We start from the raw sequence: 26,327 nt of genomic DNA, 5'->3' as shown, positions 1-26,327 counted from the left end.
AACAGATGGCGGCGCAGGCCAGCCGCAGGCTTCTAAGAAGGCCTTACGCCATGCCGGCGCGCGACCGCCTGGCGTATCAGGTGATGGGCGTGAGCGGCGACCTTGCTGCGGCCCTGCTCCTCGCATTGCGCGCTGGCCATGGCCGGCAGGAATTCAAGTTCCACGGCCACCCCTGTGGCGCCCAGCAGGCGCCAGAGATTCTGCAGCAGATTCTGCTTGCCCACGAAAGCGATGTAATCGCTGCGCCGGCCGCGATGGAAAAAAAGCAGGGCCACGGGCTGAATATCGACATGCGCGCGGATCGCCGCGTCGAACAGGCTGGAATGGAAAGGGGCGACATCCAGGCCCGGCGAGGTCGTGCCCTCGGGAAACAGGCCGACGACTTCGCCCTGCGCGAAACGCGCTTTCATCTCGTGGCCGACCCGGCGCACCGCATGGCGATGGCCGCGTTCAATGAACACGGTGCCGGAGCCGGCCACCAGCCAGCCCAGGACAGGCCAATAGCGTATCTCGCTCTTGGCGATGAAAGACGCCGGCCTGACGCTGTTGAGCACGAAGATATCGAGCCAGGAAACGTGGTTGGACACCCATAGGGCGGGGCCTCGCAGCCTGGGCTCGCCGCGGACCGTCACCTTCACGCCGCACAGGAACAGCAGGGCGCGGGACCAGCGATAATTCACGGCGCTGCGGCCCGGCAGGGCAAGAAAAGGAAAGAACACCGAAACCAGCAGCAGACCCAGCAGGATCCAGAGGGCAACAAAGACGGCCCGCGACAAAAACAATACAGCGCTCAAATTATTCTCTTGATGGGATTTGGCGGGCGCTTACAGCGGCGGATCGAGCGCATCGAGATAGCGCTGCAGGACTACGGCGGCGGCCACGGCGTCGTCGGGGGCGTTCGAGCCCAGCAATTCCTGGGCTTCCACGCTGGAACCGCGCTCGTCGACGAGTTCCACCAACAGCCCGAAACGGCCGTGCAGCTGATTGGCAAAGCGGCGGCAGCGCAAGGTGGCGTACTGGACGCCGCCGCTGGCGGTCAGCGGCAGCCCTACCACGACCCGGTCGGGCTGCCAGTCGTCCAGCAGCCGCGCTATGGCCGCGAAACGCTGTTCGCGCGTCACCGGCGTCAGGATTTCGAGCGGACGCGCCAGCCGCGTGAGCGTATTGCCTATGGCGACGCCGATCTTCTTCGTGCCGTAGTCGAAGGCCAACAGGGTTTCTTCAGGCATGGCCCGCGTCGCCCGCCAACATGAGCGGATCAATTCCCAATTGGGCCAGGGCGGCCTCGTAGCGGTTCTCGGAAGGCGTGTTGAACAGGATATCGGTGTTGGCCGCCACATTGAGCCAGGCGTTCTGCGACATCTCGCTTTCCAGCTGGCCCGCGCCCCAGCCGGCGTAACCCAGCGTGATCAGCAGCATGGCCGGGCCGCGGCCGTGCGCGACGTCCTGCAGCACGTCGCGCGAGGTGGTCAATGCCACGTCGCCCAACTGGATGCTGGAACTGTAGCCACCCGCCGGCGCGTGCAGCACGAAGCCGCGGTCGGTCTGCACCGGACCGCCGAAAAACACCGGGGCGTTCTGCACGGGCCCGATTTCGAGCGACAAGTCCAGATCGATGCGCTTGAGGAGGTCGCCCACGGTGATATCGGTAGGCCTGTTGATGACCAGCCCCAAGGCGCCATGCTCGGTATGTTCACATACGTAAATGACGGTATTGGCCAAGTTGCCGGAGACCTTGCCCGGCATGGCCACCAAAAGCTGCTGGGACAAGTCGGCGCTGGATGCCGCGTCGGTCCGATTGACTGTTGAAACCATGACTCGCCCTCCTGGGTCAAAGTGCAAACACTGCTCAATAGGCTAAACCTCGATCAGTTCGAAATCTTCCTTGCGCGCCCCGCATTCCGGGCAGACCCAGTTAGGAGGGACATCTTCCCATAGCGTGCCCGGCGCAATGCCTTCTTCGGGAAGGCCGGCCTCTTCATCATAGATCCAACCGCAAATCAAACACATCCATGTACGCATATTTTATTACTCACTGAAAATTTCATTCAAAACCCGCGAAGTCCGAATGCTTCTATTAGAATGGGGCTAATGTTACTAAACCCAATAGCGGCACCCCGGATATTAGCCAGAGGCGCTGCGAACCTTATGCGATTATCGACGCTGTGCAAGCATCAATCCCACCACTAGTGCTTATTTTCGGCCCTTTCGACCCTAGCGGATCGAGTAGCCTGCCTGCCGATGCGGTTACCTGTGCGGCGATGGGCTGCCACGCGCTGAGCACATTGACCGCTATTCTGGTGCAAGACACTGCCAGCACGGAAGACGTCCAGCCGATCGCGCCCGAGCTGATCGACGACCAGGCCCGCTGTCTGCTGGAAGACATGACTGTCCAGGCCATCAAGGTCGGCCCACTTTATACAACGGAATCGGTAAGCGTGCTCGCCCAGATCGCGGCCGATTACACTCATGTCCCGCTGGTGCTGCACCTTGGACGCCTGCCCGACGAGTCGCTGATCGCCGACATCGATACCGAAGACGTGCAATTGGCTCTCTTCGAATTACTGTTGCCGCAAACCGACATTGTGGTGGCGGATCACCACCTTCTGGAACAATGGCAGTCGCAGGGTGTGTTCACCGGCGCGGACGCCGGCACGCCGGCCCAGGCGCTGCTGCAGTATGGAGCCAAGTGGGTGCTGACCAGCGGAGCGCCATTGCGCCCCGGCCACGGCAGCTACCTGCTGCAGGGGCAGGACAATCAAACCGCCAACTGGGCGTGGCAAGCGCCGCCCTCACGCCTGAATGACGCGGACGGCCCGCTGGCCTGTGCCATCACGGCGCAATTGGCGCGCGGGCTGGGCGTCCAGCAGGCTGTCGAGACCGCGCTGTCGCTTTTGGCAACACTGGGCTCGCGCTCGTTTCAGCCGGGCATGGGTCATCGCTTGATCAACCGGTCCACACCATGAACACTTCTTTACGATTCCCCAAGGGGCTGTACGGAGTTACGCCCGAATGGGACGACACCGACAGGCTGCTGGAAGCGATCAGCGCCGCGGCTAGCGGCGGCATGGTGGCGCTGCAGTGGCGCCGCAAGACGGCCACGGCGGAAGCGGGCCTGGCGCAGGTGCGCCGGGTGGCTGAACGCTGCCGCAAGCTGGGGCTGCTGTTTATCGTGAACGACGATTGGCGGCTGGCCGCGCTGGTGGATGCCGATGGCGTGCATCTGGGGCGGGAGGACGGCAGCGTGGCGCAGGCGCGCCTGGCGCTGGGCTCGGACAAGATTATCGGCTGCTCCTGCTATAACCAGCCGGGCCTGGCGGCGCAGGCGCTCAAGGCGGACGTGGATTATGTTGCTTTCGGGGCGATGTACCCGTCGAGCGTCAAGCCCGGCGCGGTCCGGGCGACGCTGGAGGATGTCGAGCAGGGCCGGATGCTGGTGGAGAGCAGCCGCACGCGGCCGCGGGCGGCGGTGGTGGCGATAGGCGGGATTACCGCGGACAATGCGGGGCCGGTCGTGCACGCCGGCGCCGACAGCATTGCCGTGATCAGCGGGCTGTTCGAAAGCGACGATATCCAGGATGCGGCGGCAAGGTTCGCGGCGCTGTTCCGCTGATGCGGGATGGGTTTCCCGGCCCCCCTGTTATGCTATCGGCCTGAACCTCCCATTACTCCTGCATTGAGTCTGAACGCCATGTCTCGCAACACAGCACTATTCGACCGCGCCTGCCAAACCATACCCGGCGGCGTCAACTCGCCCGTCAGGGCATTTCGCTCGGTCGGCGGATCGCCGCGATTTATCACGCGTGCCCAAGGGCCTTATATGTGGGACGCCGACGACGTCCGATACATCGACTACGTCGGATCCTGGGGCCCGGCCATACTCGGCCATGCCCATCCCGAGGTCGTGCGCGCCGTCCAGGAAGCCGCTGTCGACGGCCTGTCGTTTGGCGCCCCCACCGAAGCCGAAATCGAAATCGCCGAAGCCATAGCCGCGCGCCTGCCCTCCATCGAAAAAGTCAGGCTGGTCAGTTCAGGCACCGAAGCCACCATGACCGCCATCCGCCTGGCCCGCGGCGTCACCGGCAGGTCGAAGATCATCAAGTTCGAAGGCTGCTATCACGGCCACGCCGACAGCCTGCTCGTCAAGGCCGGCTCGGGCATGCTCACCTTCGGCAACCCCACCTCCGCAGGCGTCCCCCCCGAATTCATCAGGCACACCCTCGTGCTCGACTACAACAGGCTCGACGCCGTCGAAGAGGCCTTCAAGCAGTACGGCCCTGAAATCGCCTGTATCATCGTCGAGCCCATCGCCGGCAACATGAATCTCATCAAGCCCCTGCCTGGCTTTCTCGAGGGCCTGCGCTCCCTGTGCACCCAATATGGCGCCCTGCTCATTTTCGATGAAGTCATGACCGGCTTTCGCGCCGGGCCGCAAGGCGTGCAGGGCCTGACAGGCGTCACGCCGGACATCACCACCTTGGCCAAAGTCATCGGCGGCGGCATGCCGGTCGGCGCCTTCGGCGGCCGCGCCGACATCATGGAGCATATCGCCCCCATAGGCAATGTGTACCAGGCGGGTACGCTTTCGGGCAACCCGGTGGCCGTGGCCGCCGGACTGGCCACGCTCAAATTGCTGGCCGAGCCCGGCTTCTACGAGCGCCTGTCCGCGCAATCCAAAAAACTCGCCGACGGCCTGGCCGAACGCGCCAAAGCGGCCGGCGTCGCCATGTGCGCCGATCACGTGGGCGGCATGTTCGGCCTCTATTTCCGGGAAACCGTGCCGACCACTTTCAGCGAAGTGTCGGACTGCGACACCGAAATGTTCAAGAGATTCTTCCACGGCATGCTGATCAAAGGCGTGTATTTCGCGCCCTCGGCCTTCGAAGCCGGCTTCATTTCGTCGGCCCACGACGACGGCGTGGTCCAGACCACCCTGGACATCGCCGAGGAAGTGTTCGCCAAGCTGTAGCGCCGGCGCCGGATTACGCCCGCCGCGCGGGCTGATCCGGGCCGGGAAGTATGCCCCCGCTCCCCGGCGCCGCCGCGGGCACCACGGCCGTGACCTCGATCTCCACGCGCGCGCGGTCCTCGACCAGGTCGGCCACTTCCACGGCCGTCATCGCCGGGAAATGGCGCCCCATGATTTCCCGGTAATGCTGCCCCACATCGCGCAAGGCCGCGACATACTCCTTCTTGTCGCATACATACCAGGTCATCCGCGTGATGTGTTCGGGGCCGGCGCCGCCTTCCTTGAGTATCGCCACGATATTGCGCAGCGCCTGTCCCACCTGCTCGGCGAAGTCGTCGGTCTCGAACTGCTGCTGCCCGTTCCAGCCCACCTGCCCGCCCACGAACACCAGCCGGCTGCCCACGGCCATTTCCGTCATGATGCCGTTCGCATAACCGCGCGGCTCCAACCATGTCGGCGGCTGCAATGTAATCATTCCCATTTCCCCTGTTCACTTGCTTTTTCGCGCAATACGAAGCGCTGTAGTTTTCCGGTTTCGGTGCGCGGCAGGTCGTCGGTGAATTCGACGGCGCGCGGATATTTATAGGGCGCGATGGCCGCCTTGACGTGTTCCTGCAAGGTCCTGGCCATGGCGGCATCGGCGGCGTATCCCGGCTTGAGCACGACAAACGCCTTGACGATGCAGCCGCGCTCGGCGTCGGGCTGCCCGACCACGCCGCATTCGGCCACGGCTTCGTGCAACAGCAAAGCGCCCTCCACTTCGGGGCCCGCGATGTTGTAGCCGGCCGAAACTATCATGTCGTCATTGCGCGCCTGATAATACAAATACCCGTCCTCGTCCATGACGAAGGTATCGCCGGGAAGATTCCAGCCCTGCTGCACGAACATCAGCTGGCGCTCGTCGTCGAGATAGCGGCATCCCGTCGGGCCCTTGACCGCCAGGCGGCCCGCCACGCCCGCGGCGACCGGCTGGAAATTCTCATCCACCACCCGCGCCACATATCCCGGAACGGCCTTGCCGATGGCGCCGCGGCGCACCTGGTCGCCGGAGCTGGATACATATACATGTATCATTTCCGTGCCGCCTATGCCGTCCGTCATTTCGATGGCGGTGGACTTTTTCCACAATTGCCGCGTGGCATCGGGCAAGGCTTCGCCGGCCGACACCGAACTCCTGAGCGAGGAAAGATCGTACTTGCCGGCCAGGCCCGCCATCTGGCGATAGAAAGTCGGCGCGGTGAAGCTCATGGTCGCGCCGAAATCCTGTATGGTCGCCAGCAGTTCGTCGGGCGTCAGCTTTTCGGCGAGCACCGCGGCGGCCCCCACCCGCAAGGGAAAGCACAGCAAGCCGCCCAGGCCGAAGGTGAACGCCAGGGGCGGGGTGCCGCAGACGATGTCGCCGGCTGTCATCTTCAGGGTGTGGCGCGAAAACGTGTCGCACATGGCCAGCACATCGCGGTGGAAATGCATGCAGCCCTTGGGCTTGCCGGTGGTGCCGCTGGTAAAGGCGATGAGGCACACGTCGTCGATCGCCGTGTCGCAGGCCGGGAAATCGTCGGGCTTGGCGGCCGCCAGGGTATCGACGCTTGCGGGGCCATCGTCATGGAAATAGCGCACTTTCGCGAGGTCCGGACAAAAGCTGGCATGCCCGGCATCCAGGCAATGCTCGATCTCCAGGGCAAGCCGCCGGTCGCACAGGACGGCCTGTATCCTGGCCTTGTCGATAATCTGCTTGAGCTCGAAGGCGCGCAGCAAGGGCATGGTGGGCACGGTCACCAGGCCGGCCTTGACGGCGGCCAGCCACGAGGCCGCCATCATGACATTATTGGGCCCGCGCAGCAGCACCCTGTTGCCGGGCAGCAGGCCCATGTCCTGCACCAGCACATGGGCTATCCGGTTGACCAGCCCCAGCAGCTCGCGATAGCTCATGCTGCGCTTGCCCGAGGCGTCGCGCCAGTGCAGGGCGATCCGCTCGCCCAGGCCCTGGCTGACGCGGTCGTCCACCAGGGCGGCCGCGCAATTCAGGCGCGCGGGATAGGCGACATCGGGATTGCCCTGCAGCAGCAGCTCCGGCCACTGTTCCAGCGGCGGAAGATGATCGCGCGCGAATGTATCGATATGGGCGGATTTTTCCATTGTCGTTTCCTGTCTCGTTGCGGCGCTTGGCGGCTGACATCGCTGCATGCTTGCAGGGGCCATTCAATCCCCTTCGAAAACGGGGTTCTGCTTGGCCACGAAGGCATCGTAGGCGCGGCGGAAGTCGCGGGTCTGCATGCAGACCGCTTGCGCCTGGGCTTCGGCTTCGATCGCCTCGTCGACACCCATATTCCATTCCTGGTGCAGCAATTTCTTGGTGACCCCATGCGCGAAAGTGGGGCCGTCGGCCAGTTGCCGGGCCAGTCTTTGCGCGGCTTGCAGCACCGCATCCGAAGGCTGCAGGCTATTGAAGAAGCCCCAGCCCAGCCCTTCGTCCGCCGTCATGGCGCGGCCCGTATACAGCAACTCCGAGGCCCGCCCCTGGCCTATCATGCGCGGCAGCAAGGTGCAGGCGCCCATATCGGCGCCGGCCAGGCCGACCCGCGTGAACAGAAAAGCCGTGCGGGCCTGCGGCGTGCCTATGCGCATATCGGAGGCCAGGGCGATCATGGCGCCGGCGCCCGCGCAAATGCCGTCGACCGCCGCCACGACAGGCTGGGGGCAGGCGCGCATGGCCTTGACCAGATCGCCGGTCATGCGGGTGAAATCCAATAGCTCGGGCATCGTCATGCGGGTCAGCGGCCCGATGATTTCATGCACGTCGCCGCCCGAGCAGAAGTTCCCGCCCGCGCCAGCCACGACCACCGCCTTGACGTCCGTGGCGTACACCAGGCCGCGGAACAGGTCGCGCAGCTCGGCATAAGAATCGAAAGTCAGCGGATTCTTGCGCTGCGGCCGGTTCAGGACAAGGGTTGCCACCTTGCCATCGCCCGGCGCCTCCCACAGGAAATTGCTGGCCTGGTAGTCCGCATAGGGGCGCTTGTGGCGCGCCATGGTATGTAGCACTTCTTCCATTGGTGTTCTCCTTGTGGCGGCCTAGCCCGCCATGACTTCGCCGCCGTCGACCGGAATCGCCTGGCCGCTGATGGCCGCGGCGCCCGGCAGGCACAGCCATGCCACCGCGTCGGCGACTTCGCCGGGCTGGATCAGGCGGCCCTGGGGATTGCGCTCGGCCAGCTTGGCCTCGGCCTGCGCGGCGGACATGCCGGTTTTTTGTGTGATATTGGCGACGGCTTCCCGCGCGATGCCGGTTTCCGTATAGCCCGGGCACACGGCATTCACTGTGATCCCCTTCCTGGCGGTTTCCAGCGCCAGCGCCCGGGTCAGGCCTATCACCCCGTGCTTGGCCGCGCAATAGGCGCTGACATAGGCATAGCCGACCAGGCCCGCCGTGCTCGCCACGTTGACGATGCGGCCCCAGCGGCGTTCAAGCATATCGGGCAGGGCGGCCTGCATGCAATGAAACGTGCCGGTCAGGTTGACCGCGATCATCTGCTGCCAGGCGGCTTCCTCCAGCCGGTCGAAGCGCTCGCTCGCCGCCTGCCCGGCATTGTTCACCAGGATGTCGACCGGGCCGAAACACGCCCTGGCTTGCGCGAAGGCGCCGCGGACATCGTCCTGCCTGGAGATATCGCCGCTCGCGAAAGCGGCCTCGCCGCCGCCGGCAAGCTGGTCCACCGCCTGTTCCAGGGCATCGGCGCCGCGGCCCAGCAGCGTCACGCGCGCGCCCATGCCAAGCAGGCGCTGGGCGACCGCAAAGCCTATTCCGCGCGAGCCCCCGGTCACCAGCGCATGCCGGCCGGACAGAATCTGACTGGTATTCATTTGCCTATCGGCCGCGCATAGGCGGCCGCTCGTTCAAAATTGGTTTCCAGCTGGCGCTTGGCCGGGAAATATTGCCTGGGCCAGCAGACATCGGTCGCGCCTATGCGCGCCGACTCGCGCAGCGTCCAGGCGGCATCCGCAAGATGCGGGCGCGCCAGGGCGCACAAATCGGCCCGGCCCGACGCGATAATGCTGTTGACGTGGTCGGCCTCGAAAATCGCGCCCACCGCTATGGTGGCGATCTGCGCTTCATTGCGCACCCGGTCGGAGAATGGCGTTTGATACATGCGGCCATAAACCGGCTGCTCCGCCTTGCTGACCTGGCCCGACGAGCAGTCCATCATATCGGCGCCGGCGGCCTTGAAACAACGGGCGATGGCAACGGCGTCGTCGGCGCTTATCCCGCCTTCCACCCAGTCATGCGCCGAGATGCGCACCGACATGGGCAGGCCGCCCGGCCACGCGGCCCGCACCGCGGCAAAGACCTCCAGCGGATAGCGCAGCCGATTCTCCAGCGAACCGCCGTACTCGTCGCCGCGCTGGTTGGTCAGCGGCGAGATAAAGCTGGACAGCAGATAGCCATGGGCGCAATGCAGCTCCAGCCAATCAAAGCCGGCCTGCGCGGCGCGCGCCGCGGCGGCCGCGAATTCGTCGCGCACGCATTGCATTTGCGCCGGCGTCATGGCCCGCGGCACTTGGGACACGCCCTCGATATACGGCAGCGCCGACGCCGACAACAGCGGCCAATTGCCTTCCGGGAGGGGAAGATCGCTGCCCTCCCAGCTGACGCGGGTCGACCCCTTGCGCCCCGCGTGCCCCAGCTGGATACCTATCCTGGCATCGCTGTTGCCATGGACGAAATCGACAATACGCTTGAAGGCCAGCATCTGCCGCTCGTTCCACAGCCCCGGGCAGCCCGGCGTGATGCGCGCTTCGGGCGAAACACAGGTCATCTCGACCATGACCAGGCCCGCGCCGCCCATGGCCCGCCCGCCCAGGTGCACCAGATGGAAATCGCCGGGCACGCCGTCGACGCTGGAATACATGGCCATGGGCGAAACCACGATGCGATTCTTCAGGGTTATGCCGCGCGCCTGGTAGGGCGTGAGCATGGGCGGCGGCGGGTGCGCCGCCGTGGCCGGCGCCCCGGCCCTGCCGGCCATCCAGCGCTCATAGCCTTCCAGCCACGCCGGATCGCGCAGCCGCAGGTTTTCATGGGAAATGCGCTGCGAACGCGTCAGCAATGAATAGGCGAATTGCTCGGGCTCGAAATTGGCGTAGCGCGCCACGTTTTCGAACCACTCGGTGGAGTTGCGCGCCGCATTCTGGATTTTCAGCACCTCGACGCTGCGCACCTGCTGGTAATGGCGCAAGGCGCCAGGCAAATCGTCGCCGTGAGCGAGGATGGAGCGGTTCAGCTCGATGGCGTCTTCCAGCGCCAGCTTGGTGCCCGAGCCTACGGAAAAGTGCGCCGTGTGGGCGGCGTCGCCCATCAGGACGACAGGCACCTGGCGCCCATCGGGCAGCGTTTGCCCGTGCACCCAGGTGTCGCAGATAACCCGCGGGAAGCGGATCCAGATGGCCGAGCCGCGCAAATGGCCGGCATTGGAAATCAAGGCATTGCCATCCAGCCAGGGAGCGAACAATTGCTCGCAATAGGCGATGCCGTCTTCCTGGCTCATCGCGTCCAGGCCGGCCGCCTTCCAGGTTTCGTCCAGCGTTTCGACGATGAAGGTCGACATGCCGGGCTCGTACTGGTAGGCATGCGCCTGGAACCAGCCATGGGCGGTTTGCACAAAGGCAAAGGTGAAGGCATCGAAAGTCTGGCGCGTGCCCAGCCATACGAAGCGGCACTGGCGGGTGTCGATATCGGGGCGGTAGGTGGCGGCATAGCGCGCGCGGACCCGGCTGTTCAGGCCGTCGGCGGCGACCACCAGATCGGCGCCGTACTTTTGCGCCACGGCCTGGTCGTCCCCGACGTCTGTCTCGAACACCAGGTTCACGCCCAGTTCCTCGCAGCGCGCCTGCAGGATATTGAGCAGCTTCTTGCGCCCGATGCCGATGAAGCCATGGCCGCCGCTGCGTATGCTGCGGCCCTTGTAGTGGATCTCGACGTCATCCCAATGATTGAAGGCCGCGCCTATCTGGCGCGCGGAAACCGGGTCGGCCGCTTTCAGATTTTCCAGGGTCGCATCGGAAAACACCACGCCCCAGCCGAAGGTGTCATAAGGGCGGTTGCGCTCTATGACCGTGACCTCGTGCCCGGCGTCGGCCAGCTTCATGAGCAAGCCAAAATACAGGCCCGCCGGTCCTCCCCCTATGCACGCGATTTTCATGGTCTGGCTCCGGATACTGGTTGGCGACGGGATGCGCGGGCATCCGCCATTTACTTTAAGCTTAAACTATATAGTCAAAGAAAACCGCAAGCAAGGATCTTTTGCCGGCCTTGCCCAGGCATCCTAGCGCGGCGCCGACAATCCGTAAACGGCCTGCAGCAGGGTGGCGCGCGACTGGCCCACCACCGCGCCGCGCCAGTCGTCGTGGTCGGGATAGAACGCCGCCTTGTGGGCCGCCTTCAGCGCGGCCCGCTGCGCGGGGTCGGCGTCCGCATGGCCAGCCAGCCAGCGGTCGCCGCGCAGGGCCAGAAAGATGTCATCCATGGGCAGCGTGCCATACTCCAGCGCCAGGAAGGTCAGCTCCGGAACCTGGCCGCACTCTTCCAGCAGGGCCCGCAGGCCGGTCCCCCTGACATCCACCGTGCTGGTATTCGGGTCCACCACTGAAACCACATCGGCGCCCCACCACGCCCGCGCGCGGCGATACTCCGGGTCGCCCTTCTGCACGAAGATCTTTTCGGCGTGCCCGTAGGGCCCGAGCCCGGTGTGGTAATCGATCCAGGCGATGCGGTCGCGGTTTTTCCCGTAGCGCCCGAGAATATCGCGCAGGGCGAGATTGCTCCAGCAAGGCTGGCGTCCGCCGTAGAACAGCCCCGCCGGGTGGCTGTACTGGCCCAGCATCATGCCTTCGCGATAGGCCTGCTCGCCTTCGGCGTCGATGAACGCCCGGATGGCGGCGGCGTTTTCAGGCAGCGGCGGCCAGGCGTCGGGAATCAGCAAGGGGTGCAGGCTGCGGTAGTGCCCATTGTCCGGCAGAGGCTGGCTGAAATCGCAGAAATTCCGGTTCAGGTCTATATTGTCTTCATTGGTACGATGCCCCCACGAGAACCCATAGGGATTCAGCGCGTGTATCAGCAAAATGCCGATTCCATTGCCATGCGCCCTGTCGAGCAAGGCTTGGTCGTTGAGCAAGGCAACCTGGCATCCCGAGCCGCAATATCCTTCCTCGCCATGCATGGCCGAGGTCAGGACCAGCAGAGAGCGGGCCTCGCCGGGCCCGCAATAGGCCACGTCCATGGACAGGACCTCGCCGTCCACTCCCGGGCCGGCCGGATTCACGCGCGACAGCAGCTCGCAATGCCGCCGGCTTGCCGCCGCCACGAAATGGGCCCTGGCATCCGCATAGCTGCGGCCGAAAAATGTTTCAAACATGAAGCCTCCATTTGCTTTTATTTGCGCTATCCCTGCATAACATCAAAGACGCCAGCGGGCCGGGTCATTACACTACAGCAGATCGCGATCGCATGGCGAACTCAACACCGCCATGTAATTGAAGATTAAAATATCTCCATCGTTACTTTGGGCCTTTAAAACGTCATGAGCGATATCTCCGCCGTAAGCAAAATACCAAGCATCCCCGACCTGGAAAGCCGCACCGTGCCCGCCGACCACCAGGACCTGCGGCTCTGGCTGCGCCTGCTCAGCTGCTGCAACCTGGTGGAGGGCGAAATCCGCGGCCGGCTGCGCGCCGAATTCGAAACCACCCTGCCGCGCTTCGACCTGATGGCGCAGCTCCTGCGGGTTCCCGGCGGCATGAAAATGAGCGAACTCTCGCGCCACATGATGGTCACCAACGGCAATATTACGGGAATTACCGACCAGCTCGAGAAAGAGGGCATGGTGGAACGCATCAAGGTCGCCACGGATCGGCGCAGTTCGCTGATACGGCTTACCGCCAAGGGCAAGCGCACATTCAAGAAAATGGCCAAATCGCACGAGCAATGGATACGCGCGCTGTTTGGCGGCCTCTCCGAAAATAGCCGCGGCGCGCTTTTCGAAGCGCTGGGCGAACTCAAGCAACTGGCCCAGCCCAAGCTGTCGGGCCGCCCCTGATAAAATTGACGGCTGGCAGGCCCGCCATATGCCGCGGGCCTTTCGTCCACCTCCTTTAGCTGAGACCCCGTCATGGCCGTCAATTTGTACATCCCGCCGGAATCCAACATCTTTGCCGTGGCAGGCGTCGAAATCGGCACGGCCGAAGCCGGCATACGCAAGGCCAAGCGCCGCGACCTGACGGTATTCCGCCTCGCCCAGGGCAGCAGCGTGGCGGGCGTCTTCACCTTGAACCGGTTCCGCGCCGCTCCCGTGCAAGTCTGCGAGGCGCATCTCGCCGAAGGCCGGGGCATACGCGCGCTGGTGGTCAATACGGGCAATGCCAACGCGGGCACCGGCGAAACCGGCCTGCAGGCCGCCAGAGACACTTGCGCCGCCCTGGCCGGGCTTCTCGGTATCGAACCGTCCCAGGTCCTGCCGTTTTCGACCGGCGTCATCCTGGAACCCCTGCCGCTGGACCGCCTGGTGGCTGGACTGCCCCAGGCCGTCGACGGCCTCGGGGACAACAACTGGTTCGCGGCCGCCCACAGCATCATGACCACCGATACCCAGCCGAAAATCGTATCGCAACGGCTGGCGCTGGGCGATAAAACCATCACCATCACCGGCATCAGCAAGGGCGCCGGCATGATACGCCCGAATATGGCCACGATGCTGGGCTACTTGGCAACCGACGCGGGCGTCGCCCCCGCTTTGCTCGAGGAAATGGCGCGCAGCATCGCCGACCGTTCCTTCAACCGCATTACCGTGGACGGCGATACCTCCACCAATGATTCCTTCATCATCATCGCCACCGGCAAAAGCGGAGTGCGCGTCGATTCGGCGTCCGATCCGCTGTACGCGCCGCTATATGCGGCGCTGGCCGGCGCCGCCACCGATCTGGCGCAAAAAATCGTGCGCGACGCGGAAGGCGCGACAAAATTCATGACCATACAGGTGGAGGAAGCCGGAAGCAGCGAAGAAGCGCTCAAAGTGGCCTATGCCGTGGCGCAGTCGCCCCTGGTCAAGACCGCCTTTTTCGCGTCGGACCCCAATCTGGGCCGCATTTTATGCGCCATTGGCTATGCCGGGATAGCCGACCTGGACGTGGGCGGCATCAAGCTCTGGCTGGGCGATGTGCTGGTGGCCAGCGAGGGGCAGCGCCATCCCGGCTACCAGGAGGCCGACGGCCAGCGCGTCATGAAGGAGCCCGAGATCACGGTGCGCATTGCGCTGGGGCGCGGCGATGTGTCGGATACGGTGTATACCTGCGACTTTTCGCACGAATACGTCAGCATCAATGCCGATTACCGGTCCTGAACGCACTTGGCGCCGTATGCGACGTGGTTCACGTCGAAAGTTGATGTAAGCCGGTGTCGAATTGCTTGCTGGTTCTTAATACGCGGCTTTGTTGATGGTTGCGGATACCTTTAACATGCCGCTGTCGTGCATCGATGGTTGTCTTTAACACGCCGCCGTTGTGCATCGATGGTTGTCTTTAACACGTCGCCGTTGTGCATCGATGGTTGTCTTAACACGTCGCCGCCGCGGTGGTGGAAGGTAGCGGTCCGCGTTGCCTGGTCCGCCGCCCTGCGCGGCGGACCCCGCCTCGCCTCGCTCGTTCGCCCCGTTCGGGGCTGCCTTCGCGGCCGGCTTGCTCGGCCCCGGACGGACCGCTACCTTCCACCACCGCGCCAACGACTGCATCCCAGGTTTTGTGTCTCTGCTGGGACGGGCTGGGTGCTTGGCATTCTTGCTAAGGTTTTGGCTGTCAAGAAAGACCTTGCGCGCTCGCCCGGCGCGGGCCGCCAGCCGGCCCGCTTGGGCATAGGGGCTGATACGGCCTACGGAGTTGGCTAGGCTACGGTGTCGCATTTCGTATTGCGCCAAGCTTATGCGTTCGCGGTTCGTATATTGATGGCTCGTACAAGATGATTCTATGCCTATCGAATTCATCAATCAGAGCTCGTTGACAGATCGCGATTCGTAGGGCGCGCTAGCTAATTCTCGTAGGTCGCGTTAGCGATAAAGCGCCTTGCCTTTCCCCACATCCAGGCAGTAATCAAACTAACGACCCAACGATCAAATAAATATAAGCGAGCCTCAAACCCAGTATAAGCAAGCCTCAAATCCAGTATAGGCAAGTCTCAAATCCAGCAGCCTCTCAACCCACCAGCCCGTATGCCAAAAAGGCGATCCGGCGGGGATCGACTTTTTGGCGGCACTGCAAGATCTTTGGCCAGTAGCAACTTCAACAAAAAAATGCCAAGCACCCCGCCCGCCCTAGCAGCGAAACAATTAATGATATGCAGTGGGTCGGGTCCTGGGGACCTTGTGGCGCGACGTCCGGGGCCGAGCTAGCCGATCGCGAAGGGAGCCCCGAACGGGGCGGACGAGCTAGGCGTGGCGGTGTCCAGCGCGCAGGCGCTGGACCGGCAACGCGGCGCAGAACAAGGTCACCAGGAACCGGCACACGTCTTAAGAAGGGAGTGCCAGAAGAATAACGACCAAAACGCCAAGATCAAGCACACGTCTTAAGAACAAATCACGTACCAGAAGAACAACGACGAAACACCAAGACCAGGCACACGCCTTGAGAGAAAACAAGAACTCTCCCACCGGTAACTGCTTGACTTAACATGCTATTTCATCCGCCCGCGGTTGACTTCGCCTGCCACATCGCGCTAGAATCATGAGCTTGGCATTTTGGCCAAGGCTTTTACTTAGGAATTCCCACATGTACGCGGTCATAAAAACCGGCGGCAAACAGTATCGTGTTGCTGCAGGTCAAAAACTAAAGATAGAACAGATACCGGCAGACATTGGGCAAGAAATCACGCTAGACCAGGTTTTATCGGTTGGCGAAGGCGAACAATTAAGAATTGGCACGCCTTTGGTCGCCGGCGCCGTGGTCACAGCAACCGTTCTTGCGCAAGGCCGCCACGACAAGGTCAAGATTTTCAAGATGCGCCGTCGCAAGCACTACCAGAAGCGTCAAGGCCATCGTCAAAATTACACCGAATTGCGCATCGTAGCCATTGCGGCCTAACGATAGCCTTAACGGATTTGCATAGCAGGAGCTAAACATGGCACAGAAAAAAGGCGGCGGCTCAACGCGTAACGGCCGCGACTCAGAATCGAAACGACTGGGCGTAAAAACCTATGGCGGCCAGGTCATCTCGGCCGGTTCGATCATCATCCGCCAGCGCGGCACACAATTCCACCCCGGCACCAACGTTGGCATGGGCAAAGACCATACCTTGTTTTCGCTGATCGATGGCACCGTCAAGTTCGCCATCAAAGGCGCGCTCAACAAGCGCACCGTCTCGGTGATTGCGGCCGAATAAATTCGGCGCGCAGACCCGCAAAAGCCCTGCCATTTAGGTGGGGCTTTTTGTTTTAGAATAGGCAGGCAGGCTCCGCCTGCCAGCGCCATCCGCGGCGCGCCTCTTTCCCGCTATTTTTAAAGTACCTGAAATGAAATTCGTAGACGAAGCAACCATCGAAGTCATCGCCGGCAAAGGCGGCAATGGCGCCGCGAGCTTTCGCCGCGAAAAATTCATTCCCAAGGGCGGCCCGGATGGCGGCGACGGCGGCCGCGGCGGCAGCGTCTATGCCATCGCCGACCGCAATATCAACACCCTGATCGACTATCGCTACGCGCGCCTGCACCGCGGCAAGAACGGCGAAAACGGCCGCGGCTCCGATCAGTACGGCGCCGCCGCGCCCGATATCACCCTGCGCGTGCCGGTGGGCACCACCATACTGGACGCGGAAACCGGCGAACTGCTTTTCGACCTGGACCGCCACAATGAAAAAGTCACGCTCGCGGCCGGCGGCGCCGGCGGCCTGGGCAATCTGCACTTCAAGTCCAGCACCAACCGAGCCCCCAAGCAATTCACGCCCGGGCAGGACGGCGAACAGCGCAAGCTGCGCCTCGAACTCAAAGTCCTGGCCGATGTCGGCCTGCTGGGCCTGCCCAACGCCGGCAAGTCGACCCTGATCAGCAAGGTGTCCAATGCGCGCCCCAAGATTGCCGACTATCCTTTTACCACCCTGCATCCCAATCTTGGCGTAGTGCGCACCTCGCCGTCGCGCAGCTTCGTCATCGCCGACATTCCCGGCCTCATCGAAGGCGCGTCCGAAGGCGCCGGCCTGGGCCATCTGTTCCTGCGCCACCTGACGCGCACCCGTGTGCTCCTGCATCTGGTCGACGTGTCCTCGCCCGACCCGGACACCGACGCGATCGAGCAGGCCGCCAAGGACGCCCGCGCCATCGTCGAGGAACTGCGCCTCTATGACAATGACCTCTACGAAAAGCCGCGCTGGCTGGTGCTCAACAAGCTGGACATGGTCGACGACCCCGAAGCCGCCCAGGAACGCCTGTGCCGGGCGCTGGATTGGACCGGTCCCGTTTTCAGCGTTTCCGCCCTGACGGGCGACGGCACCCAGCAATTGATCTGGCGCCTGCAGGACTGGCTGGACGCCGAAAGCCGCAAGGCCCATGTCGAGCAGGACAAGGCCGACGGCAGCTATGTCGCCGAAGATCCCCGTTTCGATGAAACGCGCTCCGACACGACCGGCCCCGACAATACCTGACGAAACGCGCTCCGACACGACCGCCCCCCGACAATACCTAACCTTCGCCGTTCCTCCTTCCATGGCCGCCTCTCCCATCCCGCAGTCCGCCGTCGCGCAGGCCAAGCGCCTGGTCGTCAAAGTAGGTTCCTCCCTCGTGACCAACGAGGGCAAAGGCATAGACGTCGCCGCCGTCGCCCAGTGGGCCGAACAGATCGCCAGCCTGCACGCCCAGGGCAAGCAAATGGTGCTGGTTTCCAGCGGCGCCATCGCCGAAGGCATGGCGCGCCTGGGCTGGCCGCGGCGCCCGAATGCCATGCATGAACTGCAGGCGGCCGCCGCGGTCGGCCAGATGGGGCTGATCCAGGCTTATGAAGTGGCTTTCGCCAAGCACGGCGTACGCACGGCGCAAATCCTCCTTACGCACGAAGACCTGGCCGACCGGCGCCGCTACCTCAACGCCCGCAGCACGCTCTACACCCTGCTCGGCCTGGGCGTCGTGCCCATCGTCAATGAAAACGACACGGTGGTCACCGACGAAATACGCCTGGGCGACAACGACACGCTGGGCGCCCTGGTCACCAATCTGATCGAAGCCGAAGCGCTGGTCATACTGACCGACCAGTCCGGGCTGTACAGCGCCGACCCGCGCAAGGACCCGGACGCCAGGTTCATTGCCGTCGGCCAGGCGGGCGACCCCGCCCTCGAGGCCATGGCCGGCGGTTCCGGCAGCAATATCGGCACGGGCGGCATGCTTACCAAAGTGCTTGCCGCCAAGCGCGCCGCCAATAGCGGCGGCCATACGGTCATCGCTTCGGGGCGCGAAGCCAATGTCCTGCTGCGATTGGCTCAAGGCGAACAGATCGGCACGGAGCTGCGCGCCATACTGCCTGTGCGTTCGGCGCGCCAGCGCTGGCTGGCCAATCACCTGCGCCTGCGCGGCCGCATCACTCTGGACGATGGCGCGGTGCGAGCCCTGACGCGGGACCACAAAAGCCTGCTCGCCATCGGCGTGAGCGCGGTCGAGGGCGAATTCGAGCGCGGAGACGTCGTGGCCTGCGTGGATCAGCACGGCGTGGAATGCGGCCGCGGGCTGATCAATTATTCGTCGGCGGACACCCGCCGCATCATGCGCCAGCCCAGCAGCCGCATCGCCGGTATTCTGGGCAGCATGTCCGACCCCGAACTGATGCATCGCGACAACATGGTCTTCGTCCGCCGCGCCGCCGACAAGGCCTGACATCCCGCAGGCCTGTCATTTCTGCGCGGCGATGAACAGGGTTTCCTTGATCTCTTCCATGACCACGCAGCTCTTGGTCTGGGTCACCCCGGGCAAACGCAGAAGAATGTCGCCCAGCAGGCTGCGGTACTGGCTGATTTCCTTGATGCGCGCCTTGACCAGGTAATCGAAGTCGCCTGACACGAGGTGGCATTCCTGCACTTGGGGTATGCAAAGTATCTCGCGCCGGAAATCCTCGAAAGTGCGGTCCGATTTGCTGGACATGGAAATTTCCACGAAAACCAGCAGGCCGGCGTCCAGCGCCTGGGGCGCGACCCTGGCGTAATAGCCGGTAATCACGCCGTCGCGCTCCAGGCGCTTGACGCGCTCTATGCAGGGCGTAACGGTAAGCCCCACGCTCTCGGCCAGGTCCGTCATGGACATCCGCCCATCGCGCTGCAACAAATCGAGGATATTTCTGTCAAGTTTATCTAATGTATAAACAGGATTCCGCTGTATGCGCACGCCGTGTCCTCCAGGATTTCATGGCCGCCGGCCGCCTCGATGGCGCCGGCGCCGCCGCAATAGCAATTATTGCTGAAATGCCGCCCGAAAGATCGGAAAACAGGATAAACCCCTGGAAAACGCAATTCTTCAGGAAAAAGTCCTGGGCATAGTGACTTAACATCATCGAAACCGAACATAAATGGCGTTTTAGAATGAAAATTGTTGTGTTGGGCGCGGGTGTCATAGGCGTCTGCAGCGCCTATTATCTGGCCAGGCAGGGGCACGAAGTGAGCGTGTTCGAGCGGCAGCCCGCCAGCGCCCTTGAAACCAGTTTCGCCAATGCGGGCCAGATATCCTATGGCTATTCCTCGCCCTGGGCGGCGCCCGGCGTGCCGCTGAAGGCCCTGAAATGGATCTTCGCCGAACATCCTCCCCTATCGTGGCGGCCCGACGGCAGCCTGTTCCAGCTGTGGTGGATGTACCAGATGTGGCGCAACTGCACGGCCGGCCGCTATGCCGTCAACAAAGAGCGCCTGGTCAGGCTGTCCGGCTACAGCGGCGCATGCCTGGATGAACTGCGCCGGGCCATAGGCATCCAGTACGAAGGCCGCCGGCAAGGCACTCTGCAGGTATTCCGCAGCCAGCGGCAGCTCGACGCTGTCGGCCAGGACATCGCCGTGCTGAAAGAGGCGGGGATGAACTACGAACTGCTGGGGCGCAAGGACTTGCACAAGGCCGAGCCGGCGCTGGCATACAGCGAGGACAAGCTGGTGGGCGGCCTGCGCTTGCCGGACGACGAGACCGGCGACTGCCACCTCTTTACCACGCGGCTCGCGGAGGAAGCCCGCAAGCTCGGCGTGACGTTCCACTACGGCGTGAATGTCCAGCAGTTGCACGTCGGCGGCGGGCGGATCTCGGGTGTGCAGTGCGGCGACAGCCTGGCGCAGGCCGATGCCTATGTGATGGCGCTGGGCTCGTATTCGACCCTGCTGCTAAAGCATGTGCAGCCCTTGCCGGTCTACCCCATGAAGGGCTATTCGATCACCGTTCCCATCGCCGACGAAAGCCGCGCGCCGGTTTCGACCTTGCTGGACGAGACCTACAAGATCGCCATTACGCGATTCGAGCGGCGCATACGCGTGGGCGGCATGGCCGAGATCGCCGGTTTCGACCTGAGCCTGGACCCCAGGCGCCAAAGAACGCTGGAGATGGTCGTGGATGATTTGTTTCCGGGCGGCCGCGCCGGCGGCGATGTGTCGTTCTGGACCGGCCTGCGGCCCAAGACCCCGGACAGCACGCCCATCGTCGGCGCCACGCGCTACGGCAACCTGTTCCTGAACACCGGGCATGGCACCCTGGGCTGGACCATGGCCTGCGGCAGCGGGCAGTTGCTGGCCGACATCGTATCGGGACGCCCTACGGCCATACGCAGCGACGACCTGTCGATACAGCGCTACGAGGGCTAGAGCGCCCGGCGCGGCCTGCATGGCTAGGCCACCGTACCGGTGAACATATAGCCCCAGCTGTGCACTGACTTCAAGGGGACTTCCGCGCCATGCGCGCGGAACTTGCGCCGCAGGCGGCTGACCAGCAGGCCCAGGCGGGCCTGATGGGTGGGCGGCGAAATAAGCGAGTAGCTGGAATTGACCGCGTCGATAAGCTGCCGGTGGTCGGCGCGCAGGTCGGGCGCGGCAAAAAGCGTGGTCAGGAAGGCGCGCTCGCCGGTGGTGAGCGGAATGCGCTGGCCCCGCGGGCCGCCCAGCACCCAGCCCCGTTCGAGCAGCGACCAGCAGCCTGTCTCCGGCGATGGCGGCTGCAGACCCTCGGCGATGGCGCCGGGATGGCCGGCGCGCCACAGCAGGCGCAACAGCGAGGCAAGCACCAGCGCGGTGGATGCATTGCGCCGGCAGTAGTTGTCTGCCCCGCTTTGCAGGGTTTGGGCCAGCCTGGCGTCGCTGCCGGAGGCGACCAGCGCCAGGATGCCGGCGGCCGGATACAGCGTGCGCAGATAGCTTGCCGCGGCGCAATTGTCGGCCTGCGTGCCGGCCAGCACGAACAGCGGCGGCGCGCCGGCTTGCGCGGCATTTTCCTGCGCCCTGCCATACAGTTCCGGCAGGCAGGCGCAAGGCAGCACGTCGAAGCCTTGCGCCTGCAGCGGCGCGATGGGGTAGCCGGATTCGCCCTGGGCGGGCGGCGGGTCGAACAGCAGTACGACGGGGTGGAGGTTCATGGCGGACCGGCAGGCAAAATGAGTCGAAAACACATTTGTTTACCCTAATTTACAATATATTATCACAATTGAAATTAGCACTATTACCAACGTGATTGGATTAAATCGTTCAATCACAAACGTGAACCTCTTTGCAGAACGCCTCCGTCGTACCCGAACCGCGCGCGGCCTGAGCCAGACAGCCCTGGCCGGCGCCTGTGGGCTATCGCAAAGCGCCATCGCCAACTACGAAAGCGGCAGCCGCAGAATGGCAAAAGACATTTTCACCCTGGCCGAGGCGCTCGACGTAAACCCCATATGGCTGGCGCTGGGCACAGGCCCCCAGGAGCCTTTGCCGCCGCCCGCGGAAACACGAACGTCATACCAGCTCGCCGAATCGGGCCCCATACACAAGCTTGCGCCCTGGCCCTTCGCCGGCATCTCGCCCGACGAATACTGGTCTCTTCCCGCCGACGCGCGCGCCATCGTGGAAAACACGCTGGCCAGCCTGATCAAATCGCTGCAGAAAACCGGCTAGTGTCCTGTTCGGTTAGTTCGTGCACTCAAATTCGGATGCATGGGCGGGTCAGACAAGGCGCAAACCGCAGCGATAGCAGTGGCTATCGCGAGGATTTGCAACGCAGCATGGCGGGCCCAGGCGCCGAATGCGAGTGTTTGAATTAGCCAAACAGGACGCCAGCCGTGAAAGTTCGGCGATAAGCCTCTATACTTGCTCCCACGCAGGGGTACTCGTTGATGCCAACGGGTTGAGAAAAACCCTTCGTACCAGTACGGATAATGCCGATGCTGGAAGCGTACTCGTTGATATCTATCAATATCGGCGGGACTATTCCCTGTCGGCTCCACTATTTATACTTTTGGAGCGAGCCTTGAAGACCAATCCCCTGTTTTCCGCCACCACCGCGCAAGTCGACGCGGCTGCCGTCGCGCCTCTTCCGCAATCGCGCAAGATATACCAGGCCGGCTCCCGGCCCGATATCCGCGTGCCGTTCCGCGAAGTCGCGCAAAGCGATACGCCCACCATGTTCGGCGGTGAAAGCAACCCGCCCCTGGTCGTTTACGATACCAGCGGGCCATATACCGACCCCGCCGTCCAGATCGACATACGCAAGGGGCTCGCCCCCCTGCGCAGCGGTTGGATAGGCGAACGCAATGATACCGAGCAACTTGCCGGCCCCAGCAGCGAATATGGCCGCGACCGCCTGCGGGACGCCAGGCTGGCGGCCATGCGCTTCGAATTGCACCGGCCGCCGCGCCGCGCCAGGCCGGGCGCCAATGTCTCGCAAATGCATTACGCGCGGCAAGGCATAATCACCCCCGAAATGGAATTCGTGGCCATACGCGAGAACCTGCGGCGCGAACACTATGTGGAAATGCTGCGCGCCAGCGGTCCCGACGGCGCAAGGCTGGCGCAGCGCCTGCTGCGCCAGCACCCCGGCCAGCCCTTCGGCGCATCGATTCCCGCCTCCATTACCCCTGAATTCGTGCGCGATGAAATCGCCCGGGGCCGGGCGATTCTTCCGGCGAACATCAACCACCCTGAAAGCGAGCCCATGGCCATAGGCCGCAACTTCCTGGTGAAGATCAACGCCAATATCGGCAATTCGGCCCTGAATTCCAGCATCAGCGAAGAAGTCGAGAAAATGACCTGGGCCATACGCTGGGGCGGCGATACCGTCATGGACCTGTCCACCGGCAAGAACATACACGAGACCCGCGAGTGGATCATACGCAACTCGCCCGTGCCCATAGGCACGGTGCCCATCTATCAAGCGCTGGAAAAAGTCGACGGCAAGGCCGAGGACCTGACCTGGGAGATCTTCCGCGACACCCTGATCGAGCAGGCCGAACAGGGAGTCGACTACTTCACCATCCACGCCGGGGTGCGGCTGCCCTTCATCCCCATGACGGCGGACCGCATGACGGGCATTGTGTCGCGCGGCGGCTCCATCATCGCCAAGTGGTGCCTGGCGCATCACAAGGAAAGCTTTGTGTATGAGCGCTTCGAGGATATCTGCGAAATCATGAAGGCCTACGACGTCAGCTTTTCGCTGGGCGACGGCTTGCGCCCGGGGTCGGGCTACGACGCCAACGACGAGGCCCAGTTCGCCGAGCTGAAAACGCTGGGGGAACTGACCCAGGTGGCGTGGCGGCACGACGTGCAGGTCATGGTGGAGGGGCCGGGCCATGTGCCCATGCAGCTCATCAAGGAAAACATGGATATGCAGCTGGAGCACTGCCACGAAGCGCCCTTCTACACCCTTGGGCCGCTGACCACCGACATCGCTCCCGGCTACGATCACATCACCTCCGGCATAGGCGCCGCGCTGATAGGCTGGTACGGCACGGCCATGCTGTGCTATGTGACGCCCAAGGAACACCTGGGCCTGCCCAACAAGAAAGACGTGAAAGACGGCATCATCACCTACAAGATCGCCGCGCATGCCGCCGACCTGGCCAAAGGCCACCCGGGCGCGGCCATACGGGACAATGCCTTGTCCAAGGCCAGGTTCGAATTCCGCTGGGAAGATCAATTCAACCTGGGCCTGGACCCCGATACCGCCAAGGATTTCCATGACGAGACCCTGCCCAAGGATTCCATGAAGGTCGCGCACTTCTGTTCAATGTGCGGCCCTCACTTCTGCAGCATGAAGATCACCCAGGACGTGCGGGAATACGCGCGCAACAAGGGCCTGGACGACCAGGCGGCCCTGCGCACCGGCATGCAGGAAAAAGCCGTGGAGTTCAGGGAAAAGGGGGCGAATATTTACCAGAAGCTCTGAACCGCCGCGCGGGCCGGATAGAAAAGGCGCCCCGAAAGGGGCGCCTTTTCATGACGATAACGGCGGGAACCGGGCGCTACTTCTGGATCGCGTACAGGTACAGTTCGACGCGGCGGTTCATGGCGCGGCCTTCGGCGGTGGCGTTGTCGGCCAGCGGGTTGCTGGGGCCGCGCCCTTCGGCGGTCAGATTGCCGGTGGGAACGCCCTGCTGGGTGAGGTAATTGGCGACAGCGCGCGCCCGGTTGACCGACAGGGTCTGGTTGGTGGCGTCCGAACCGGTGCTGTCGGTATAGCCGATAGACTTGGCGCGCAATTCAGGATGCTGCACCAGGGCCCGCGCGACACTGTCGAGCACCGGCAGCAAGGCCGGCTTCAATGCATACTTGTTGGTGTCGAAGGAGACATTGCTGGGGATATTCACCCGCAAAGTGCCGTCGGGCATTTCGGTCACATCCACGCCCAGGCTGCTGGCGCCGGATTTTTCCACGTCGTTCTTGACGCCCTTCCAGTTATAGCCGGCGATGCCGCCCGCAACGGCGCCGATGCCGGCGCCTATGGCGGCGGCCTTGCTGCTGTCCCCGATCAGCGCCCCCAGCCCCGCGCCGACGGCGGCGCCGGCCCCGGCGCCCACGGCGGTCTTGCCGCCGGTGCCCATGTCGTTCAAATTGGCGCAGCCGGCCATCAAGGCCGCAATGCTGATGCAGGTAGCGATCCGGCTCGCACGCATAGATACTTTCATGTAATTCTCCTTTCCCATGGGTAAGCAGGGGTAGTCTCTGCTGGCCACTATGCTAGCAAGGCAACCCGCGGGCAAGTGTTACATTTTGGTTCTGTAAGCGAGCGATTTACTTTTGTTGACTATCTGCCGGAGCCCTTCACATTATGGAGCGCTTGCGCGCCCCATCCCTATCGTCAGAACAGCTTGGCGCCCGATACCTGGACGATCTCCTTGTACTTGGCCAGGTCGTGCTTGACCAGTTCGGCGAATTCCTCGGGAGTCGTGGGCTTGGCGTCCGAACCCATGGTCAGCAGGCTCTTGCGCACGGCCGGGTCTTGCAGCGCCTTTACATACGCCGCATTGAGCTTGTCGACCACCGCCTTGGGCGTGCCGCCCGTGGTGAATACGCCGAACCAGGTGCCCAGGTCGAAATTGGCGATGCCTTCCTGCTGCATGGTCGGAAGGTCCGGCAAGGAGGAAGCGCGCTCCACCGTGGTGACGGCCAGGGCCTTGACCTTGCCTTCGCTTATCAGGGGGGTGGCGGACGCCAGGTTGTCGAACATGAAGTTGACCTGGCCGCCAAGCAGGGCCAGCTTGGCCGGGGACGCGCCGGCATAGGGCACGTGCACCGTCTTGATGCCCGAGCGGACATTCAGCAGCTCTCCGGCCAGATGGCCCGCGCTGCCGTTGCCGCCCGAAGCGAAGTTCAACTGGTCGGGGTTTTTCTTGGCATACGCCACCAGGCCGGCGACCGAATCGATGCCATTGGCCTTGGCGAATTCATTGTTCAGGATCAGCACATTGGGCACCGACGCGACCAGGGTCACCGGCTCGAAGCTCTTGACCGGGTCGAAGGGCAGCTTCTCGTACAGCCAGGGGTTGATCGCATTCGTGGCGACCGCGCCCATGACCAGCGTGTAGCCGTCGGGCTTGGCCTTGGCCGCAATGCTGGCGCCTATGTTGCCGCCCGCGCCGGGGCGGTTTTCCACGATGACGCTGCCCAGGTCCGGCTGCACCCTTTCTGCCAGCAGGCGCGCCATGCTGTCCAGGGGGCCGCCCGGCGCATAAGGCACGATGAAGGTAATGGGCCGCGAGGGGAATTCTTGCGCGGCGGCCGGGGCGGCCGCGGAAAAGGCCAGGCAGGCCGCCAGGGCCGCGGCGGGCCAGGATTTCAAAGCGGACAACATAGGATGTAATGCCTTGTCATGAAAAATAATAAAGAGGCATAACCGTACACCATTTGAGCCGCGCGCG

Annotated in this window: 26 protein-coding genes; 12 read left to right on the top strand and 14 right to left on the bottom strand. The window is 63.5% G+C overall.

What is annotated here, in order from left to right; genetic code table 11:
- Positions 1-32: 32 nt before the first annotated feature.
- The 4 genes from BUB23_RS08290 to BUB23_RS08275 are packed head-to-tail and all read right to left on the bottom strand — an operon-like array spanning position 33 to position 2,022.
- Entirely contained in the window at positions 33-794 is a 762-nt protein-coding gene (locus BUB23_RS08290) for a lysophospholipid acyltransferase family protein (RefSeq protein ID WP_073102610.1), read from the bottom strand.
- A 30-nt stretch (positions 795-824) separates the two neighbouring features.
- Positions 825-1,229, bottom strand: coding sequence for a Holliday junction resolvase RuvX (gene ruvX / locus BUB23_RS08285; protein WP_073102609.1), 405 nt, complete (start codon positions 1,227-1,229; stop codon positions 825-827).
- Positions 1,222-1,815, bottom strand: a complete 594-nt coding sequence (locus BUB23_RS08280) for a YqgE/AlgH family protein (protein ID WP_073102608.1) — start codon at positions 1,813-1,815, stop codon at positions 1,222-1,224. The genes ruvX and BUB23_RS08280 overlap by 8 nt, the downstream gene beginning before the upstream one ends.
- 42 nt (positions 1,816-1,857) lie before the next feature.
- Complete coding sequence (locus tag BUB23_RS08275) at positions 1,858-2,022, bottom strand: rubredoxin (RefSeq protein WP_073102607.1); 165 nt, start codon at positions 2,020-2,022, stop codon at positions 1,858-1,860.
- A gap of 143 nt (positions 2,023-2,165) precedes the next feature.
- Here BUB23_RS08275 and thiD point away from each other — a divergent pair, with 143 nt between their 5' ends.
- The 3 genes from thiD (at position 2,166) to hemL (ending at position 4,969) form a co-directional block, all read left to right on the top strand.
- The gene (gene thiD / locus BUB23_RS08270) at positions 2,166-2,966 is read left to right on the top strand and encodes a bifunctional hydroxymethylpyrimidine kinase/phosphomethylpyrimidine kinase (RefSeq protein WP_073102606.1); all 801 of its coding nucleotides are present in this window, start codon (positions 2,166-2,168) and stop codon (positions 2,964-2,966) included.
- Positions 2,963-3,613 (top strand): thiamine phosphate synthase, encoded by a 651-nt coding sequence (gene thiE / locus BUB23_RS08265; protein WP_073102605.1) that lies wholly within the window; start codon positions 2,963-2,965, stop codon positions 3,611-3,613. The genes thiD and thiE overlap by 4 nt, the downstream gene beginning before the upstream one ends.
- 78 nt (positions 3,614-3,691) lie before the next feature.
- The gene (gene hemL, locus BUB23_RS08260; RefSeq protein WP_073102604.1) at positions 3,692-4,969 is read left to right on the top strand and encodes a glutamate-1-semialdehyde 2,1-aminomutase; all 1,278 of its coding nucleotides are present in this window, start codon (positions 3,692-3,694) and stop codon (positions 4,967-4,969) included.
- Between the two features lie 13 nt (positions 4,970-4,982).
- Here hemL and BUB23_RS08255 read toward each other — a convergent pair whose 3' ends face one another.
- From BUB23_RS08255 to BUB23_RS08230, 6 genes are all read right to left on the bottom strand, one after another.
- Positions 4,983-5,444: a RidA family protein gene (locus BUB23_RS08255; protein WP_073102603.1), complete on the bottom strand. Its 462-nt coding sequence runs from the start codon at positions 5,442-5,444 to the stop codon at positions 4,983-4,985.
- On the bottom strand, positions 5,441-7,105 hold the full coding sequence (locus BUB23_RS08250; RefSeq protein ID WP_073102602.1) for an AMP-binding protein: 1,665 nt from the start codon (positions 7,103-7,105) through the stop codon (positions 5,441-5,443). Before BUB23_RS08250 ends, BUB23_RS08255 begins: the two co-directional genes overlap by 4 nt.
- A 63-nt stretch (positions 7,106-7,168) precedes the next feature.
- The gene (locus tag BUB23_RS08245; protein ID WP_073102601.1) at positions 7,169-8,020 is read right to left on the bottom strand and encodes an enoyl-CoA hydratase family protein; all 852 of its coding nucleotides are present in this window, start codon (positions 8,018-8,020) and stop codon (positions 7,169-7,171) included.
- Between the two features lie 21 nt (positions 8,021-8,041).
- Entirely contained in the window at positions 8,042-8,830 is a 789-nt protein-coding gene (locus BUB23_RS08240; RefSeq protein ID WP_073102600.1) for an SDR family NAD(P)-dependent oxidoreductase, read from the bottom strand.
- The gene (locus BUB23_RS08235) at positions 8,827-11,166 is read right to left on the bottom strand and encodes a bifunctional salicylyl-CoA 5-hydroxylase/oxidoreductase (protein WP_073102599.1); all 2,340 of its coding nucleotides are present in this window, start codon (positions 11,164-11,166) and stop codon (positions 8,827-8,829) included. Before BUB23_RS08235 ends, BUB23_RS08240 begins: the two co-directional genes overlap by 4 nt.
- Before the next feature lie 123 nt (positions 11,167-11,289).
- Complete coding sequence (locus tag BUB23_RS08230; protein WP_073102598.1) at positions 11,290-12,378, bottom strand: M14 family metallopeptidase; 1,089 nt, start codon at positions 12,376-12,378, stop codon at positions 11,290-11,292.
- 192 nt (positions 12,379-12,570) lie between these two features.
- Here BUB23_RS08230 and BUB23_RS08225 point away from each other — a divergent pair, with 192 nt between their 5' ends.
- The 6 genes from BUB23_RS08225 to proB all read left to right on the top strand — a co-directional run bounded on the left by BUB23_RS08225 (position 12,571) and on the right by proB (position 18,856).
- Positions 12,571-13,059, top strand: a complete 489-nt coding sequence (locus tag BUB23_RS08225) for a MarR family winged helix-turn-helix transcriptional regulator (protein WP_143160922.1) — start codon at positions 12,571-12,573, stop codon at positions 13,057-13,059.
- Between the two features lie 72 nt (positions 13,060-13,131).
- Positions 13,132-14,358, top strand: a complete 1,227-nt coding sequence (argJ, locus tag BUB23_RS08220) for a bifunctional glutamate N-acetyltransferase/amino-acid acetyltransferase ArgJ (protein WP_073102596.1) — start codon at positions 13,132-13,134, stop codon at positions 14,356-14,358.
- Between the two features lie 1,417 nt (positions 14,359-15,775).
- On the top strand, positions 15,776-16,087 hold the full coding sequence (rplU, locus tag BUB23_RS08215; RefSeq protein WP_073102595.1) for a 50S ribosomal protein L21: 312 nt from the start codon (positions 15,776-15,778) through the stop codon (positions 16,085-16,087).
- Positions 16,088-16,124: 37 nt separating this feature from the next.
- A complete protein-coding gene (gene rpmA, locus BUB23_RS08210) occupies positions 16,125-16,385 on the top strand; it encodes a 50S ribosomal protein L27 (protein WP_073102594.1) in 261 nt (86 codons plus the stop codon).
- 130 nt (positions 16,386-16,515) lie between these two features.
- Positions 16,516-17,637 (top strand): GTPase ObgE, encoded by a 1,122-nt coding sequence (gene obgE, locus BUB23_RS08205; RefSeq protein ID WP_073102593.1) that lies wholly within the window; start codon positions 16,516-16,518, stop codon positions 17,635-17,637.
- A gap of 61 nt (positions 17,638-17,698) precedes the next feature.
- Entirely contained in the window at positions 17,699-18,856 is a 1,158-nt protein-coding gene (proB, locus tag BUB23_RS08200) for a glutamate 5-kinase (RefSeq protein WP_073102592.1), read from the top strand.
- Between the two features lie 15 nt (positions 18,857-18,871).
- Here proB and BUB23_RS08195 read toward each other — a convergent pair whose 3' ends face one another.
- A complete protein-coding gene (locus BUB23_RS08195; RefSeq protein ID WP_073102591.1) occupies positions 18,872-19,360 on the bottom strand; it encodes an Lrp/AsnC ligand binding domain-containing protein in 489 nt (162 codons plus the stop codon).
- Positions 19,361-19,554: 194 nt separating this feature from the next.
- Between BUB23_RS08195 and BUB23_RS08190 the strand changes: the two genes are divergently transcribed.
- Entirely contained in the window at positions 19,555-20,808 is a 1,254-nt protein-coding gene (locus BUB23_RS08190) for a D-amino acid dehydrogenase (RefSeq protein ID WP_073102590.1), read from the top strand.
- A 23-nt stretch (positions 20,809-20,831) separates the two neighbouring features.
- Here the strand turns inward: BUB23_RS08190 and BUB23_RS08185 are convergent, their stop codons facing one another.
- The gene (locus tag BUB23_RS08185; RefSeq protein ID WP_073102589.1) at positions 20,832-21,572 is read right to left on the bottom strand and encodes a helix-turn-helix domain-containing protein; all 741 of its coding nucleotides are present in this window, start codon (positions 21,570-21,572) and stop codon (positions 20,832-20,834) included.
- Between the two features lie 91 nt (positions 21,573-21,663).
- Between BUB23_RS08185 and BUB23_RS08180 the strand changes: the two genes are divergently transcribed.
- Both BUB23_RS08180 and thiC read left to right on the top strand, forming a co-directional pair.
- Positions 21,664-22,089 (top strand): helix-turn-helix domain-containing protein, encoded by a 426-nt coding sequence (locus BUB23_RS08180; protein ID WP_342743828.1) that lies wholly within the window; start codon positions 21,664-21,666, stop codon positions 22,087-22,089.
- 352 nt (positions 22,090-22,441) lie between these two features.
- Entirely contained in the window at positions 22,442-24,355 is a 1,914-nt protein-coding gene (thiC, locus tag BUB23_RS08175; protein ID WP_073102587.1) for a phosphomethylpyrimidine synthase ThiC, read from the top strand.
- A 76-nt stretch (positions 24,356-24,431) separates the two neighbouring features.
- On the opposite strand, the gene BUB23_RS08170 is transcribed toward thiC, so the two are convergent.
- Positions 24,432-25,094, bottom strand: a complete 663-nt coding sequence (locus tag BUB23_RS08170; protein WP_073102586.1) for a YiaD family glycine zipper/OmpA-like lipoprotein — start codon at positions 25,092-25,094, stop codon at positions 24,432-24,434.
- Between the two features lie 173 nt (positions 25,095-25,267).
- Positions 25,268-26,260, bottom strand: a complete 993-nt coding sequence (locus BUB23_RS08165) for a Bug family tripartite tricarboxylate transporter substrate binding protein (protein WP_073102585.1) — start codon at positions 26,258-26,260, stop codon at positions 25,268-25,270.
- Between the last annotated feature and the right edge of the window lie 67 nt (positions 26,261-26,327).

Origin of the sequence: Pollutimonas bauzanensis (assembly GCF_900129885.1) — a bacterium.
Taxonomy (GTDB): Bacteria; Pseudomonadota; Gammaproteobacteria; order Burkholderiales; family Burkholderiaceae_B; genus Pollutimonas; species Pollutimonas bauzanensis.
The sequence above is the reverse complement of the archived record's forward strand: the minus strand, read 5'-3'. Positions and strand labels throughout refer to the sequence as shown.

Bases quoted from the DNA above. Each gene is read 5' to 3' on its own strand.
- ruvX (WP_073102609.1), bottom strand. From the start codon at position 1,229: ATGCCTGAAGAAACCCTGTTGGCCTTCGACTACGGCACGAAGAAGATC.
- BUB23_RS08280 (WP_073102608.1), bottom strand. From the start codon at position 1,815: ATGGTTTCAACAGTCAATCGGACCGACGCGGCATCCAGCGCCGACTTG.
- BUB23_RS08275 (WP_073102607.1), bottom strand. From the start codon at position 2,022: ATGCGTACATGGATGTGTTTGATTTGCGGTTGGATCTATGATGAAGAG.
- thiE (WP_073102605.1), top strand. From the start codon at position 2,963: ATGAACACTTCTTTACGATTCCCCAAGGGGCTGTACGGAGTTACGCCC.
- hemL (WP_073102604.1), top strand. From the start codon at position 3,692: ATGTCTCGCAACACAGCACTATTCGACCGCGCCTGCCAAACCATACCC.
- BUB23_RS08255 (WP_073102603.1), bottom strand. From the start codon at position 5,444: ATGATTACATTGCAGCCGCCGACATGGTTGGAGCCGCGCGGTTATGCG.
- BUB23_RS08250 (WP_073102602.1), bottom strand. From the start codon at position 7,105: ATGGAAAAATCCGCCCATATCGATACATTCGCGCGCGATCATCTTCCG.
- BUB23_RS08245 (WP_073102601.1), bottom strand. From the start codon at position 8,020: ATGGAAGAAGTGCTACATACCATGGCGCGCCACAAGCGCCCCTATGCG.
- BUB23_RS08240 (WP_073102600.1), bottom strand. From the start codon at position 8,830: ATGAATACCAGTCAGATTCTGTCCGGCCGGCATGCGCTGGTGACCGGG.
- BUB23_RS08235 (WP_073102599.1), bottom strand. From the start codon at position 11,166: ATGAAAATCGCGTGCATAGGGGGAGGACCGGCGGGCCTGTATTTTGGC.
- BUB23_RS08230 (WP_073102598.1), bottom strand. From the start codon at position 12,378: ATGTTTGAAACATTTTTCGGCCGCAGCTATGCGGATGCCAGGGCCCAT.
- argJ (WP_073102596.1), top strand. From the start codon at position 13,132: ATGGCCGTCAATTTGTACATCCCGCCGGAATCCAACATCTTTGCCGTG.
- rplU (WP_073102595.1), top strand. From the start codon at position 15,776: ATGTACGCGGTCATAAAAACCGGCGGCAAACAGTATCGTGTTGCTGCA.
- rpmA (WP_073102594.1), top strand. From the start codon at position 16,125: ATGGCACAGAAAAAAGGCGGCGGCTCAACGCGTAACGGCCGCGACTCA.
- obgE (WP_073102593.1), top strand. From the start codon at position 16,516: ATGAAATTCGTAGACGAAGCAACCATCGAAGTCATCGCCGGCAAAGGC.
- proB (WP_073102592.1), top strand. From the start codon at position 17,699: ATGGCCGCCTCTCCCATCCCGCAGTCCGCCGTCGCGCAGGCCAAGCGC.
- BUB23_RS08190 (WP_073102590.1), top strand. From the start codon at position 19,555: ATGAAAATTGTTGTGTTGGGCGCGGGTGTCATAGGCGTCTGCAGCGCC.
- BUB23_RS08185 (WP_073102589.1), bottom strand. From the start codon at position 21,572: ATGAACCTCCACCCCGTCGTACTGCTGTTCGACCCGCCGCCCGCCCAG.
- BUB23_RS08170 (WP_073102586.1), bottom strand. From the start codon at position 25,094: ATGAAAGTATCTATGCGTGCGAGCCGGATCGCTACCTGCATCAGCATT.
- BUB23_RS08165 (WP_073102585.1), bottom strand. From the start codon at position 26,260: ATGTTGTCCGCTTTGAAATCCTGGCCCGCCGCGGCCCTGGCGGCCTGC.